Source organism: Gemmatimonadota bacterium, assembly GCA_039715185.1.
GTDB lineage: Bacteria > Gemmatimonadota > Gemmatimonadetes > Longimicrobiales > RSA9 > DATHRK01.
The window spans coordinates 16,553-29,928 of sequence record JBDLIA010000039.1 but is presented as its reverse complement, the minus strand read 5'-3'; the positions used below and the strand labels follow the sequence as shown (position 1 = coordinate 29,928).

The 13,376-nt window shown below is 72.6% G+C and carries 10 protein-coding genes; 3 read left to right on the top strand and 7 right to left on the bottom strand.

Going from position 1 to position 13,376, the window contains the following annotated elements:
* Nucleotides 1-1,016 (bottom strand): hypothetical protein (locus tag ABFS34_09015; protein ID MEN8375575.1); only part of this gene is annotated, 1,016 nt, incomplete at its 3' end.
* Nucleotides 1,017-1,210: 194 nt separating this feature from the next.
* Here ABFS34_09015 and ABFS34_09010 point away from each other — a divergent pair.
* The gene (locus ABFS34_09010; protein ID MEN8375574.1) at nt 1,211-3,643 is read left to right on the top strand and encodes a DUF87 domain-containing protein; all 2,433 of its coding nucleotides are present in this window, start codon (nt 1,211-1,213) and stop codon (nt 3,641-3,643) included.
* The gene (locus ABFS34_09005) at nt 3,640-4,776 is read left to right on the top strand and encodes an alanine racemase (protein MEN8375573.1); all 1,137 of its coding nucleotides are present in this window, start codon (nt 3,640-3,642) and stop codon (nt 4,774-4,776) included. The genes ABFS34_09010 and ABFS34_09005 overlap by 4 nt, the downstream gene beginning before the upstream one ends.
* Before the next feature lie 10 nt (nt 4,777-4,786).
* Here ABFS34_09005 and ABFS34_09000 read toward each other — a convergent pair whose 3' ends face one another.
* From ABFS34_09000 to ABFS34_08980, 5 genes are all read right to left on the bottom strand, one after another.
* Nucleotides 4,787-5,431: a hypothetical protein gene (locus ABFS34_09000; protein ID MEN8375572.1), complete on the bottom strand. Its 645-nt coding sequence runs from the start codon at nt 5,429-5,431 to the stop codon at nt 4,787-4,789.
* Complete coding sequence (locus tag ABFS34_08995) at nt 5,428-5,772, bottom strand: DUF971 domain-containing protein (protein MEN8375571.1); 345 nt, start codon at nt 5,770-5,772, stop codon at nt 5,428-5,430. Before ABFS34_08995 ends, ABFS34_09000 begins: the two co-directional genes overlap by 4 nt.
* Before the next feature lie 70 nt (nt 5,773-5,842).
* Nucleotides 5,843-6,595, bottom strand: coding sequence for a zf-HC2 domain-containing protein (locus ABFS34_08990; protein MEN8375570.1), 753 nt, complete (start codon nt 6,593-6,595; stop codon nt 5,843-5,845).
* Nucleotides 6,585-7,094, bottom strand: coding sequence for a sigma-70 family RNA polymerase sigma factor (locus ABFS34_08985; GenBank protein ID MEN8375569.1), 510 nt, complete (start codon nt 7,092-7,094; stop codon nt 6,585-6,587). Before ABFS34_08985 ends, ABFS34_08990 begins: the two co-directional genes overlap by 11 nt.
* Nucleotides 7,095-7,254: 160 nt before the next feature.
* Nucleotides 7,255-9,561, bottom strand: coding sequence for a TonB-dependent receptor (locus ABFS34_08980; GenBank protein ID MEN8375568.1), 2,307 nt, complete (start codon nt 9,559-9,561; stop codon nt 7,255-7,257).
* A gap of 139 nt (nt 9,562-9,700) precedes the next feature.
* Here ABFS34_08980 and ABFS34_08975 point away from each other — a divergent pair, with 139 nt between their 5' ends.
* Complete coding sequence (locus ABFS34_08975) at nt 9,701-10,531, top strand: phosphatase PAP2 family protein (protein MEN8375567.1); 831 nt, start codon at nt 9,701-9,703, stop codon at nt 10,529-10,531.
* 43 nt (nt 10,532-10,574) lie between these two features.
* On the opposite strand, the gene ABFS34_08970 is transcribed toward ABFS34_08975, so the two are convergent.
* The gene (locus ABFS34_08970; GenBank protein ID MEN8375566.1) at nt 10,575-13,361 is read right to left on the bottom strand and encodes an aconitate hydratase; all 2,787 of its coding nucleotides are present in this window, start codon (nt 13,359-13,361) and stop codon (nt 10,575-10,577) included.
* Nucleotides 13,362-13,376 lie beyond the last annotated feature (15 nt).

The following is a 13,376-nucleotide window of genomic DNA, read 5'->3' as shown; positions in this document are numbered from 1 at the left end:
TCGACGATCAGGAACCCGGCCATGCCGCTGGCCACCTGGTCGTGAGTCGAGCCGTGCGCGTGCGGGTGGTACCAATGCGTACCGGGCGGGTGCGGCTGGCGGGCGGCTCCCTCGGGGGCGCCGTGGCGGGCTTCGCCCAGGCGGATCTGGTAATCGGCGCTGCCCACGCGCTCGTACTGGCGCAGCTCCCTGATGGCCGCGTTGGCCGACTCCCTGCGCTTCTCCAGGTCGGCACGCGGAATGATGCGCAGCAGCACGTTGTCGGACAGCGACCCGTCCGGGTTGTAGTTGGGCGGCACGTGCAGGCCGTGCGTGTGGATGTTGGTGATGTGCGCCGCGCGCTGGCCGTTGGCGTGATCCACCAGCTCGTAGCCGGGCACGAGCCGGGCGGGCACTACCTGGAAGTTCTGCTCGGGCACGAAGAACGGCTGGCACTCGGGCACCTCCTCCGCCTCGGGCGCCGTCAGCTTGCAGACCTCTTCCGTCATCGCGGGCGTCAGGTCGAACGCGTCGGGACACGGACCCACCGGGGTCATCTGGTGGTCCAGGCCCAGGTGGTTGCGCACCTTCAGGCGGACGGTCGTATCGCCGCGCGCGCGAATCGTCGGCGCGGGGCTGTTGCCGCCGTAGCTGAACAGCGTGGGGTTGGGATTGCCGGGCGACGGCGCAGGGCCCGGGTTCTGGAGCTGGATGACGTTCAGCTCCAGCGAGTCGTCCGGCCAATGCTCCTGGCGCCAAACCCATGGCTCCTGCCAGGTCTCCATCGGCACCTCGGCGGGATCCACCAGGTCTCCGACTTCCGGCGGGGGTGGTGGCCCGGGCGACGGCGCTGCGGGGACTTCGGCCTCCGGTGCTTCCGGGGCCGCCGCGCCGGTGGGCGCGGGGACGTCGGAGTCGGGCTCGGCGGCGGACGCGCATCCGCCCAACGAGGCGGCGGCGAGTCCCGTCGCGCCCAGGTGGATGAACCGGCGGCGATCCACGTCGTTGCTGCGATCGCCGCTCCTGAGGTCGGCCATGCAATCAACTCCTGTCTGGCGGGATGGTGCTCCCGTTCGGCGGGTCGTCGAACATAATCGGAGTGCGAGGCTCCGCGAAAGCCGCTGTGACCGGCCGGGTGGCGTGCGGCCGGTTAGGGTTTGCGGAGCCGGCGCCGCGGGCCGAAACTTGGCGCCTCGGCCGAGCAGGACGCGCTCCCCGCACACCGCGACCAATGAGCGAACCAAAGCCTGGCTCCCTGCACCTCGGCGGCGTCATCGACGAAGCCACCGGCGAGCGCGGCGAGGAGTCGTTCCTCCTGCGCGCACGCGATCTGACCACGCACGGCGTGATCATCGGCATGACCGGCTCGGGCAAGACCGGCCTGGGCGTCGTCATGATCGAGGAGGCGCTGCTGCAGGGCATCCCGGTGCTCACCATCGACCCGAAGGGCGACCTGGGCAATCTGCTGCTCGCCTTCCCGGAGTTGCGCGGCTCGGACTTCGCGCCGTGGGTGGATCCGGCGGAGGCCGAGCGGGAGGGCGTGGGCGTCGACGAGCTCGCGGCGGCCACGGCGGCGCGCTGGCGTGAGGGCCTCGCGGGCTGGGGCATCGACGGAGCGCGCCTGCGTGCACTCGCCGGCGGCTCCGAGGTCTCCCTCTACACGCCCGGCTCCGGCGCGGGCACGCCGGTCAACGCGGTGGGCTCCATGGCCGCCCCCGACCTGGACTGGGACGAACACGGCGAGGTGCTGCGCGACGAGATAGCCGGCATCGTGTCGGGCCTCCTGGTGCTGATCGACGTGGAGCCGGACCCGATCTCCAGCCGCGAGCACATCCTGCTCTCCAACCTGATCGAGCATTCGTGGCGCGAGGGCCGCGACCTGGATCTGGCGACGCTGATCGCGCGCATCGCGGACCCGCCGATCCGTCGGCTCGGCGTCTTCGAGCTGGACACGTTTTTCCCCGACAGGGAGCGGCAGAAGCTCGCGCTGAGGATGAACGCGCTGCTCGCCTCGCCGGCGTTCGCGGAGTGGCTGCGGGGGGTGCCGCTGGACATCGACGTGATGCTCGGCCGGTCGGCGCGCGGCGCGCGCGCGTCCGTGATGACCATAGCCCACCTGTCGGACGCCGAGCGGCAGTTCTTCGTGACCCTGCTGCTGGCCAAGGTGGTCACCTGGATCCGCCGCCAGCCGGGCACCTCGGACCTGCGCGCGCTGATCTACCTGGACGAGGCGTTCGGCTTCCTGCCGCCCACCGCGGCGCCGCCCACCAAGCAGCCCATCCTGACCATCCTCAAGCAGGCGCGCGCGCACGGCGTGGGCATGGTGATCTCCACGCAGAACCCGGTCGACCTGGACTACAAGGCGATGTCCAACGCGGGCACCTGGATGATCGGCCGGCTCCAGACCGAGCGCGACAAGGCGCGCGTGCTGGAGGCGCTCCGGTCGGCGTCCGGCGGCGCCGACGTGGCCGAGCTGGACGAGCGCATCGGCGGCCTCGAGAAGAGGCGCTTCCTGGCCCACAGCACGCGCTCGGCGGCGCCGCGGGTGTTCACGACGCGCTGGGCGATGTCGTACCTGCGCGGGCCGCTGACCCGCGACGAAATCAGGTCGCTCCGGGAGGCGGGACGCGGCGGACCGCCGGAGGAACTGGCGGCCGCGGCAGCCTCGAGCGCGGCCGCTGGGGGAGAGGATCCGGGTGCGGCGAGCGCCGGCCGCGGACCCGGCTCGACCGCGGCGGACGAATCCGAGGTGCCCCCGGTGGTGGTGCCCACGGTGCCGGTCCGCTTCCTCGAGCCGGCCGCCGCCTGGGCCGGCCGGGTGGACGCCGCGGCCGGGGCCACGCGGCTGGAGCCGGCGCTCGCCGCGCGCGTGCACCTGCGCTTCGACGAGCGGCGCGCCGGGGTGGACCACCGCGAGGAGTGGGAGGCGATCTTCTTTCCCATCGGCGAGCGCGTGCGCGCGGAGGACGCGCTGTCCGTCGACTACGACGAGGTCGACTTTCGCGCCGAGCCGCCCGAGGGAGCCACCTACGCCCTCAGCGACGCCCCCCTCGACGACCCGGCCTTCTTCCGGCGCGTCCGCCAGGAGCTGAAGGACCACCTTTACCGCACGCGCTCGGTGAAGGTGTTCCGCGCCGAGCAACTCGGCCTGTGGTCGCGCGTGGGCGAGTCGCGCGAGGACTTCGACGCGCGCGCCGACGACGCCGCGCAGACGCTCGCCGACGACGCGGCGGCCAAGCTGCGTGACCGTTACGAGAAGCGCGCCGACGCCGCGCGCAAGCGCCTGGCGCGGTCCGAGCAGCGCGCCCGCGAGCTCGAGGTCGACGTGGAGGAGCGCTCGCGCCAGGAGTGGATCTCGGGCGCGGGCGAGCTCCTGGGCATGTTCCTCGGCGGCCGCCGGCGCACGCGCGGCCTCACCGGCGTGGCGTCGCGGCGCTCCATGACGCGCCGGACCCGGGAGCGGCTACGCTCGGCGCAGGAGCGCCTGGACGCGCACGAGGAGGACCTGGACGAGCTCGAGGAAGAGCTGGCGCAGGAGCTGATCGCGATCGACGCCGCGTGGGCCGCCAAGGCCGCGGACGTCTCCGAGGTATCGGTCGACCTGGAGAAGACGGACATTTCGGTCGATGAGATAGCGCTCGTGTGGGTGCCGGTGCTCGGGTGAGCGGCGCCACCTCGCTGCACACGGCGGAGACCCCGGTCCCGGTGGTGGACCTGGACCGCCTGGAGGACAACCTCGACGGGGCGGCGGCCTACGCGCAGGCGCACGGCCTAGCGCTGCGCCCGCACGCCAAGACGCATAAGTCTCCTCGCGTCCTGGCGGCGCAACTGGCGCGCGGCGCGGCCGGCGCGACCACCGCGACCGCGCGCGAGGCCGAAGTCATGTCCGCCGTGTGCGACGACCTGCTCGTGGCGTACCCCGCGCTGGGCGCGGCGCGCGCGGGCCGCATGGCGGACCTGGCGGGAAGCGTGCGGCTGTCGGTGGCGCTCGACTCGGAACGGGCGCTCACGGACCTGGCGGACGCGTGCGCCGCGGCGGGCGCCGAGGCGCGCGTTCTCGTGGAAGCCGACCTGGGCATGCACAGGTGCGGTGTCGGCGCCACCGCCGCGGCGGTGGCGCTAGCCCGGCTGGCGGCCGAGCGAGACGGCGTCCGCTTCGGCGGGCTGCTGTTCTACCCCGGGCACATCCGGCAAGCGGTCGAAGACCAGACGGAGGACCTGGAGGCGCTCGGCGAGTTCCTGGGCTCCTTCGTGCGCGCGCTGGGCGACGCCGGGCTCGATCCGGAGGTCGTGAGCGGAGGCTCGACGCCCACTCTGCGGGCCTCCCACCTGGTCCCGCACCAGACCGAGATCCGCCCCGGCACGTACGTCTACAACGACCGCACCACGGCCGCGATCGGGGCGTGCGCATGGGAGGACTGCGCCTACACCGTCCTGGCGACCGTCGTCAGCGCAGCGGTGCCCGGCCAGGCGGTGGTCGACGCGGGCTCGAAGTCGCTGGGGCGGGAGCCGCTGCGGGGAGGGGCCGCCGCCGGCCTGGGGGCGCTGCTGGACCGCCCCGGGGTCGTGGTCGCGCGCGCGTCCGAAGAGCACGGGGTCCTGGACCTGTCCGCCACCGACTGGCGCCCGCGGGTGGGCGAGCGCGTGCGCATCGTCCCCAACCACGTGTGCGTGTCGGTGGCCCTGCACGAGGCGGTGCTCGGCGTCCGCGGAGAGGAGCAGGTGGACGCCTGGAGCGTGGAGGCACGCGGGCGGGCGCCGGGCGCCGCGTCCGAGGAGCTGTCGGCGTTGGTGTGAGCGGCCCCGCTCAGTCGCCCGGGACGCCCACGTCGACCGCGCGGTAGCAGTACCACGCCACCGCCGTCCGCCACGGCCGGAATCCGTGGCCCAGCAGGTCCAGCTCCTTGGCCGAGCGCGGCTCGTCCTCGCCGTGCAGCCTGGCCCACCCCTGCCTCACGCCCAGGTCGCCCGTCGGCCAGACGTCGGGCCGGCGCAGCTGGAACATCAGAAACATCTGTGCCGTCCACACGCCCACGCCTCGGACCTGCGTCAGGCGCGCGATCACCTCATCGTCCGGGGCCCCGTCGATGTCTTCGAGCCCGAGCGCGCCGTCCAGCGACTTCGCCGCGAGGTCCCGGATCGCGGCGAGCTTGTTGGCGGAGAGCCCCGCTCCGCGCAGCGCGTCGTCCGTCGCCGCGACGACGGCCCGGGCGGTCGCGGTACCGCCCAGAACCCCCAGCACCCGGCCATGGATCGTAGTCGCCGCCTTGCCGGCGAGTTGCTGGAAGGTGATGGACCGGAGCAGCATCGCGAAGTGATCCATGCCCCGTTCGGGCAGCTCCGGGGGCCCCGCGAATCGCACCATCGGCCCCAGGACCGGGTGGCCCGACAACGCGGCCGCGGCCACCGCCGGGTCCCAGACCGTGCCGGACCCCCGTCGCCCACCGTTCACCGCGTCGTCCTCGCGCCCGGGCTGGCGCACACGTCACACGGACAGAGGGTGCGCAGCAGCTCGTACGGGTAGATGCCCGTGCGGTGCCCGTCGCTCCAGTGGAAGCGCAGCGCGTAGTTGCCCACGTAGGAAATCTCCAGCGGATAGATGTCGGCCGGGATCCGACCCGGATCCAGCAGCGCCCGCCCGGTCATCTCCTCCACGCAGCCGGCGCACCGGCACTCCAGGCGAAGCAGTCTCGGCGTGTACTCGGAGGCGTGGCCGTCCTTCCAGACGATGCGCAGACGGGCGGCGTCCTCGGTCGGCTCGACGCGCCCTGGCGTGGTGGCTGAGTCGGTCATCGCCGGGAGGCTAGCGCGACCGCGCGTCAGACGCCACGGCGAGGCTCGCGCGCCGCGCCGCGTCCGACTCCTAGGGGGACGGCTTCAGCGGTATTACCCAGGTGCCCGGTGCCTCGGTGGCGGGGCTCGGATCGAGCGTCCCCGAGCGCGCCTCGATCAGGGTCAGGCCGTCGCGTTGGATGCGCACGAGCGCCGCGCCGCGCGGGATCTCGACCCGGTAGGAGGTGGGTGCGTCCGCCGTGACGTCGAGCCTGTCTCTGCCCGAGCGGAACGCGGCCGGGCCGCTGGACATGACCGAGAGCGCGTCGCCCGCGCCGAATTCGACCCGAACGGTGTCGCCCGCGCGGGCGCCTTCGAAAGAGATCGTGAACGACTCGCCCACGCTCACGGCCACTCCGGATGCTCCGTCCGGGGCACTTTCCTCCACCCCGACCCCGTCGTCCCCCTTCAGCAAGCGGTCGAGCAACCCGCGCAGCGGCGAGCCGGGCAGCGCGTAGAGCGCGCCCGATGCCGCCACCGCCAGGACCGCGCCGGCGGCGACCCGCCAGGCCACGCGGCGGCGCCCGGGGCTGGGCCCCGCCGGGCCAGCGGGGGCTGGCCGGTGCGCCGAGGCCATACTGATCAAGTCGTCGGCGCTCACAGGCGCGGCGGCTGTGTCCAGCGCCTCGAGCGCGGCGAAGGCCGTCCTCTCCTCCGCCTCGGCGTACGCGATCCTGCGAGCACAGGCGGTGCAACTCGCCGTGTGCTCGCGCGCCTGCCGCTCCTCCTCGGGCGCCAGCTCGCCGTGCAGCAACGCCTGAACCTTTCCGTCCTCAAGGTGCATTGTGCAGCTCCTCATAGGCGGTCCTGAACGCACGCTTGGCGCGCGCCAGCAGCGTGCCGATGCTCGCCTCGTTGAGCGCGAGAGCGGTCGCGATTTCGCCGTACCGGTATCCCTCCGCGCGCAGCAGCAGGATCTGCCGATCCCTCTCGCCCAGGACGTCCAGCGCCTTCCTGACCGCGGCGGCCTCGCGCGCGCCGGTCACCTTGGCGTCGGGCGACTCGGGCGGGTCGCCGAGCGCACGGGCCGAGCGCTCCGTGCTCAGCAGGCGCAGACGACGAGAGCGCGTGCCGCGCGCGTTGCGAAACAGGTTGGAGGCCACGGTGATCAGCCAGGCGACGGGATCGTCCGGAGGCGCGCCTCGCCGGTACAGGCGGATGAACGCCTCCTGCACTACGTCCGCCGCGAGCTCGGCGTCCCCTGCCTGACGCTGGAAGTAGCGGAACAGGCGCTGATAGTGCTCGTCGAAGAGCGCGCGGAAGTCAGCATCGTCCTCCCTCACGTCAGCCTCGGATACCAGCCGCGATTCCAGACGCCGACTCCGGATTCAGGGACGCTTTGTGGGCACCCCGATGGGCGCCTCACGATGGGGGAGCACGCGAGCGGGCACATCTGTGTCAGCGGAGGGGCGGGGGCTGCCCGACCCGGCGACGCCGAGTCCGTCAGAAGCTCCAGTCGACGCCCACCGTGAGCGGCGCCCGCGGACGCAAGCGCACGGCCGAACGCTCGCCCGTGGCGGAATCCCGGAGGACCAACAGCACGTTCTCGCGCGCGAACAGGTTGGTCGCCGAAGCGAACGCCCCGATCGTGCCCCGGCGACCGCCCAGGCGCAGGTCCCAGTGCTTGCGCAGCCCGAAGTCGACGCGCGCGTACGCCGGCAGTCGGGTCCCACCGAGGGGGCCGGCGCGCCGGGTGGGACTACCCGCGAACTCGCAGCCGAACTCCAGGAGGTTGCACGACTCGAACTCGAACGCGCCGGCCAGGTCGGTGCCCCTGCGCCCAGCGACGATCTGGCTCGCCACCCGCACGGTGAAGGTGGTCGTGATGTGGGCGGTGGTACCGAGGTCGACGCGGTGGGTCGCCGAGTGGTCGGGGACGAAGGCCTCGCCGAGCGCCCGGTGCCGCACGCGCTCCAGCCCGTAGGATGCGGTGGCCGACAGCCGCGCGCTCGCCCACGCCAGCTCGGCGCTCCCTCCGCGCGCGCTGGCGGTGCCGGTGGCGAACGCGTCCAGCGCGAACGGGGCGCCCGTGGCGGGGGCCGCCAGCAAGAGCCCCCTCGCGCCCCGGGCCCACGCCTCCACGCGGGCGGTCAGGGCGTCGCCCAGGCGCGCGCGCCCCACGGCCGATACCTGGTGGCCGCGCGCCACCGGCAGGCGGTCGTCGCCCGCGCCGGCGAATAGCTGCGCGGGGAAGATCAGGCCGGCGACCGACTGCCCGTTGCGCAGAGACTGCGCGAACTGATAGTTGCGGGCGTAAGCAATCTGCAGATCGAGAGTACGGCCCGGAGACCAGCGCAGCCGTAGCTGAGGCGCGAGATATGGATCGTCGCCCGCGAAGATCGCCCTGACCCCCGCGTCCAGCTCGACCCGGTCGGCGAGCGGCCTGGTGTGCAGCGCAAAGGCGGTCGCGGTCGGGGTGCGATCCGAGAAGGACAGCGGCTCGCCCGGACCCGCGGGATCGGCGCGCCGCACGCTGTAGCTGGTGCTGCTGCGATTCAACCTGAGCCCGGTGAGCCAGGATCCGCGGCCGTCTCCCCACGCAAGCGCGGCGCGGAAGCCCACGTCGTCGCGCCGGCTCGCCAGCGAGTCGACCGCCAGCGCCCCGGCGTCGGCGTCCGTCCCCGCCAGCGCCGCCCACGTGGCGCGCGCGCTGCCGCCGGCGTCCCACGCCGCCAGTTCCAGCCGCCCACCGCCGACCGTGCGCGTCCAGCTCAGGCCCAGCGTGCTGGCGGTCCAGCCGAAGGCGTTGCGGGGTGCGTCGTCGGGGGTCTCCGGCGCGCCGGCGTCGCCGTCGGCGAACGCGGACGCGTGCAGCGCGTTGCGGTTGCGGTACGCCAGCGCGCGCAGGCTCCCGCCCGCCAGCGGAGCGTGCAGCACGGCGAGCCGATCGCCCGCTTCACCGCGCAGGATCGCCGGTTCGCTGCGACCCTGCGCCAGGCCGGGGAACGGCTCCCGCGCGCTCACCAGGAAGCCCACCTCGCCCAGGAGCGGACCGTCGACGGACACGCGGGCCTGGGTGACGCTGAACGCTCCCCGGGTCCTCAGGCGATCGCCCGGGGTCAGCGTGCGCGCGTCGATCTGGCCCGCCAGCGCGTGACCGCCGCCCGGGCGCGGAAACGCCGAGGACAGCTCGACCGACTCCAGCGCGTCGGGGTCCCACGCGGCGAACGACCCGCCGCTGTGATAGGGACTGAAGACGGGCAACCCATCCAGCGAATAAGTGACCTGGTCGGCCGCGCCGCCGCGCACGTGCAATCCACCCGCGGTCTCCGGCCGGGCGGCCACGGCCCCCCCCACGAGGGACAGCAGCGCGTCCGGCTCCGCGACCATGGGGTCCTCGCGCAACCAGGTGCCGCTGGCGCGCCGATCCGCCGTGAGCGCGGCGGCGGACGCCGAGATGGGCGGCTCTCGACGGGGCACGCGAACCCTTACCTCCTCGAGCGGAATCGGATTCCGGTCGAGCGCAATATGTAGCTCGACGAACCCGCCGGATGGCACGAAGACGTGCAGGCCACGGGGGACGTAACCGATGTGGGAAACGTCCACGTGTTGCGGCCCCGCGGCGACATCGGGGACCGAGTACCGACCGCGTGCGTCCGTCAGGACCACCACTTGCAAGTCGGACAGCGCGACGATCGCCGAACCCACCGGCTCGCCGGTATCGGCGTCCAGCACGGTGCCGTGCAGCGTGGCGCCGGCGGCCTGGGCGGCCAGCAGCACGGACAGCGCTGCGGGTGCGATCGGTATCATGGGCGACCCTCCTTCCCCGCCCTGACGCTAACCGGACAGCGCCCCGGGAGACAATCTCGGCGTGACGTCACAATCCCCGGCGCACGGGTGCTCCCCTGCCGGAGATCGGGCACTTTCGACCTCGCTCAGGAGAGGCCGCATGGGCAGTGGTGTGTCGGGCATGGGCAGGATCGCCTTGACGTTCATGGCGGCGGCGGCGTGGAGTGCCGCCAGCGTTTCCGCCCAGGCGACGACGGACGGCCGGCCGACAGCGGTTCGGCTCGCGTCGCCGCTGAGCACGGCGCCGCCGACCCCGGCGCCGGTAGGCCCGGGATTTCGCGGCCCGGCCGCGGCCATGGTCGCTCCCGGGTCGGGCGCCGCCACCTCCGACCAATTCCTTCCGCTGGCGCTGTTCGCGTCCCTGACGCTCATCGAGTGGGACGAAGAGGTTCGGGCGTGGTCACAGTCCGGCTTCGCCGCCGATCGCCTTCAGCCGGTCGCCCACGCGTTCAAGCACATGGGCGACCGCTCCACGGTGCTGGTGGGCTTGAGCGCCTACCTGCTTGGAGAGGCGCTCGGCAAGGACGGCTTGGCCGACGTCGGGCAGCACGCGTCGGCGGGGCTGGTCGCCACCGGGATGGCCGTCTCCGCGATCAAGATCGGCACCGGCCGGCTGAGGCCGTTCGCGGACGGCGGCGCCGAGGACTTCGATTTCGGGCGCGGCTTCGCGAGGGAGAACCGGTCGCTGTCCTTCCCGTCCGGTCACACCGCGACGGCCTTCGCCGTCGCGGCGACGCTGACCGAAGAGGCCAAGCACCACTGGCCCGGCCAGCAGAAGTGGATCGGGCCGCTGCTCTACGCCGCTGCAACCTTCGTGGGTGCGTCACGCATGCTGGACGACAAGCACTGGTCGAGCGACGTGCTCATGGGCGCCGCCGTCGGCACGTTCGCCGGGCGTCGCACCGTCGGCGCTTTCCACGGCGAGCCCTGAGCGCGCCCGGCGAACGCGGCCGTGGCGTGGGCGGTCCCCGCCGCTACGCTTCGCCGATCATCTGCCGCAGCACGTAGTGCAGGATGCCGCCGTGGCGGTAGTACTCCACCTCCTGCGGCGTGTCCAGCCGCACCCGCACCCTGAACTCCGTCGTCGAGCCGTCCTCCGCTCTCGCCCGCACCGTCACGGCACGATCCGCGCGCGGCGCCTCGAGCGCGTCGGCGATGCCCGTCACCGAATACACCTCGCGCCCGTCGAGCCCCAGCGCGGCGGCGTCCTGCGCGCCCTCGAACTGCAGCGGCAGGACGCCCATGCCGATGAGGTTGGAGCGGTGGATGCGCTCGTACGTCGTGGCAATCGCCGCGCGCACTCCCAGCAGCATCGGCCCCTTGGCCGCCCAGTCACGGGAGGAACCCGTGCCGTACTCCTTGCCGGCGATCACGATCAGCGGCACGCCCGCCTCTCCGTACCGCATGGCGGCGTCGTAGATGGGCATGACCTCGCCGTCCGGCAGGTGAGCCGTCCAGCCACCCTCGGTGTCGGGGGCCAGGCGGTTGCGGAAACGCACGTTGGCGAAGGTCCCGCGCATCATCACCTCGTGGTTGCCGCGGCGCGACCCGTAGGAGTTGAAATCCTTGTGCCCCACTCCGTGCTCCATGAGGTAGCGCCCGGCGGGCGAGTCCTTCGCGATGGCGCCGGCCGGCGAGATGTGGTCGGTGGTGATGCTGTCGCCCATCAGCGCCAGCACCCGCGCGCCGTCGATGTCCGACACCCCGGGAGCCTCCAGGCCCATGGCCGCGAAGTAGGGAGGCTCCTTCACGTAGGACGAGTCGTCCCGCCATTCGTAGAGCGCCCCCTCGATCACCGGTAGCGCCCGCCAACGGTCGTCGCCCGCGAACACTTCGGCGTACTCGCGCTCGAAGAACTCGCGCTTGACCGAGCTCCGCATGGCCTCGTGGATCTCGCTCTGCGTCGGCCAGATGTCCTTCAGAAAGACGGAGCGGCCGTCAGCGTCGACGCCCAAAGGCTCGTTGTAGAGGTCGATGTCCATGCGGCCCGCCAGCGCGTAGGCGACCACGAGCGGCGGCGACGCCAGGTAGTTGGCGCGCACGTGCGGGTTGATCCTGCCCTCGAAGTTGCGATTGCCGGACAGGACCGAGCACGCGACCAGGTCGCCCTCATGGATCGCCGCCGCGATGTCCGCCGGGAGCGGCCCGCTGTTACCGATGCAGGTGGTGCAGCCGTAGCCGACCAGGTTGAAGCCGAGATCCTCCAGGTACGGCATCACGCCGGCCTCGCCCAGGTAGTCCATGACGACCTTCGACCCCGGGGCGAGGCTTGTCTTGACCCAGGGCTGGCTCTTCAGACCACGCGCGACCGCGTTCCTGGCCAGGAGCCCGGCCCCCAGCATGACGGACGGGTTGGAGGTGTTGGTGCAGCTCGTGATGGCGGCGATCACGACTGCGCCGTCGCGCAGCTCGAAGGTGCCGCCCTCGCGCTCGACCGAGACCCCGCGGAAGCCGGGCGCCGGCTCCGCGGGCGCGATGACGCCCGCCGTCGAGATGGCGTCGGCGCCGTTGGCGCCCGCGCCGTGCTCGATCTCCCACCGGGTGCCGGCGGGCGTCCCGGCGCCCGGCACATCGGCCCGCATCTGGCGCAGCGCCCCCGCGAAGGCGCGTCTGGAGTCGGTCAGCGCGATGCGATCCTGGGGGCGCTTGGGCCCGGCGATGCTCGGCTCGACCGTGCCCATGTCCAGCTCCAGCTCGGAGGAGTACACGGCGTCCGGGCTGTCCGGCGTGTGAAACAGGCCCTGCTCCTTCATGTAGGCCTCGACGAGACCGATCCGCTCCGCCGGGCGCGCGGTGAACTCCAGATACCGAAGCGTCTCCGCGTCGACCGGAAAGATTGCGCAGGTGGCCCCGTACTCGGGGGACATGTTGCCGATCGTGGCGCGGTCGGCGAGCGGCAGGTGCTCCAGGCCGGAGCCGAAGAACTCGACGAACTTGCCCACCACACCGTGCTCGCGGAGCATCTCGGTGACGCGCAGCACCAGGTCCGTGGCGGTGGCGCCCTCGGGCAGCTCACCCTTCAGCCGGAATCCCACCACCTGCGGAATCAGCATCGAGATGGCCTGGCCGAGCATGGCGGCCTCGGCCTCGATCCCGCCCACTCCCCAGCCCAGCACGCCCAGCCCGTTCACCATGGTCGTGTGCGAATCCGTGCCGACCAGCGTGTCGGGGTAGGCGACTCCATCTTCGCCGAACACGACGCGCGCCAGGTACTCGATGTTCACCTGGTGGACGATCCCCGTCTCGGGCGGGACGACGCGGAAGTTGCGGAACGAGTTCTGGCCCCAGCGCAGGAACGCGTAGCGCTCGAAGTTGCGCTCGTACTCCTTCTGCGAGTTCACCTCGAAGGCCATGCGCGTCCCGAATTCATCGACCTGGACCGAGTGGTCGATGACGAGTTCCGCCGGCTCCAGCGGGTTGATTCGACCTGGGTCTCCGCCGAAGCGAGCCGTAGCGTCGCGCATGGCGGCCAGGTCCACGATCGCCGGCACCCCCGTGAAGTCCTGCAGGATCACGCGCGCCGGCGTGAACGCGATCTCGCGCGACGGCTCCGCCGCCGGGTCCCACCGGCACAGCGCCTCGATGTCGCCGCCGTCCACGGCCACCGAGCCCTGGTGGCGAAGCAGGTTCTCCAGCAGGATCCGCAGCGAGTACGGCAGGCGTTCCACGGTCAGGCCGTGCTCGGCGAGCCGCGGAAGGCTGTGTATTTCGTACTCCCGGTCGCCGGCGCGGAGCGTGGAACGGGTATCGAAAGCGATCATCTTGGCTCTATGGTC

What these genes read in the sequence shown, in the direction of transcription:
- ABFS34_09010 (MEN8375574.1), top strand. Translation starts at nt 1,211, where the DNA reads ATGAGCGAACCAAAGCCTGGCTCCCTGCACCTCGGCGGCGTCATCGAC.
- ABFS34_08995 (MEN8375571.1), bottom strand. Translation starts at nt 5,772, where the DNA reads ATGACCGACTCAGCCACCACGCCAGGGCGCGTCGAGCCGACCGAGGAC.
- ABFS34_08990 (MEN8375570.1), bottom strand. Translation starts at nt 6,595, where the DNA reads ATGCACCTTGAGGACGGAAAGGTTCAGGCGTTGCTGCACGGCGAGCTG.
- ABFS34_08980 (MEN8375568.1), bottom strand. Translation starts at nt 9,561, where the DNA reads ATGATACCGATCGCACCCGCAGCGCTGTCCGTGCTGCTGGCCGCCCAG.
- ABFS34_08975 (MEN8375567.1), top strand. Translation starts at nt 9,701, where the DNA reads ATGGGCAGTGGTGTGTCGGGCATGGGCAGGATCGCCTTGACGTTCATG.
- ABFS34_08970 (MEN8375566.1), bottom strand. Translation starts at nt 13,361, where the DNA reads ATGATCGCTTTCGATACCCGTTCCACGCTCCGCGCCGGCGACCGGGAG.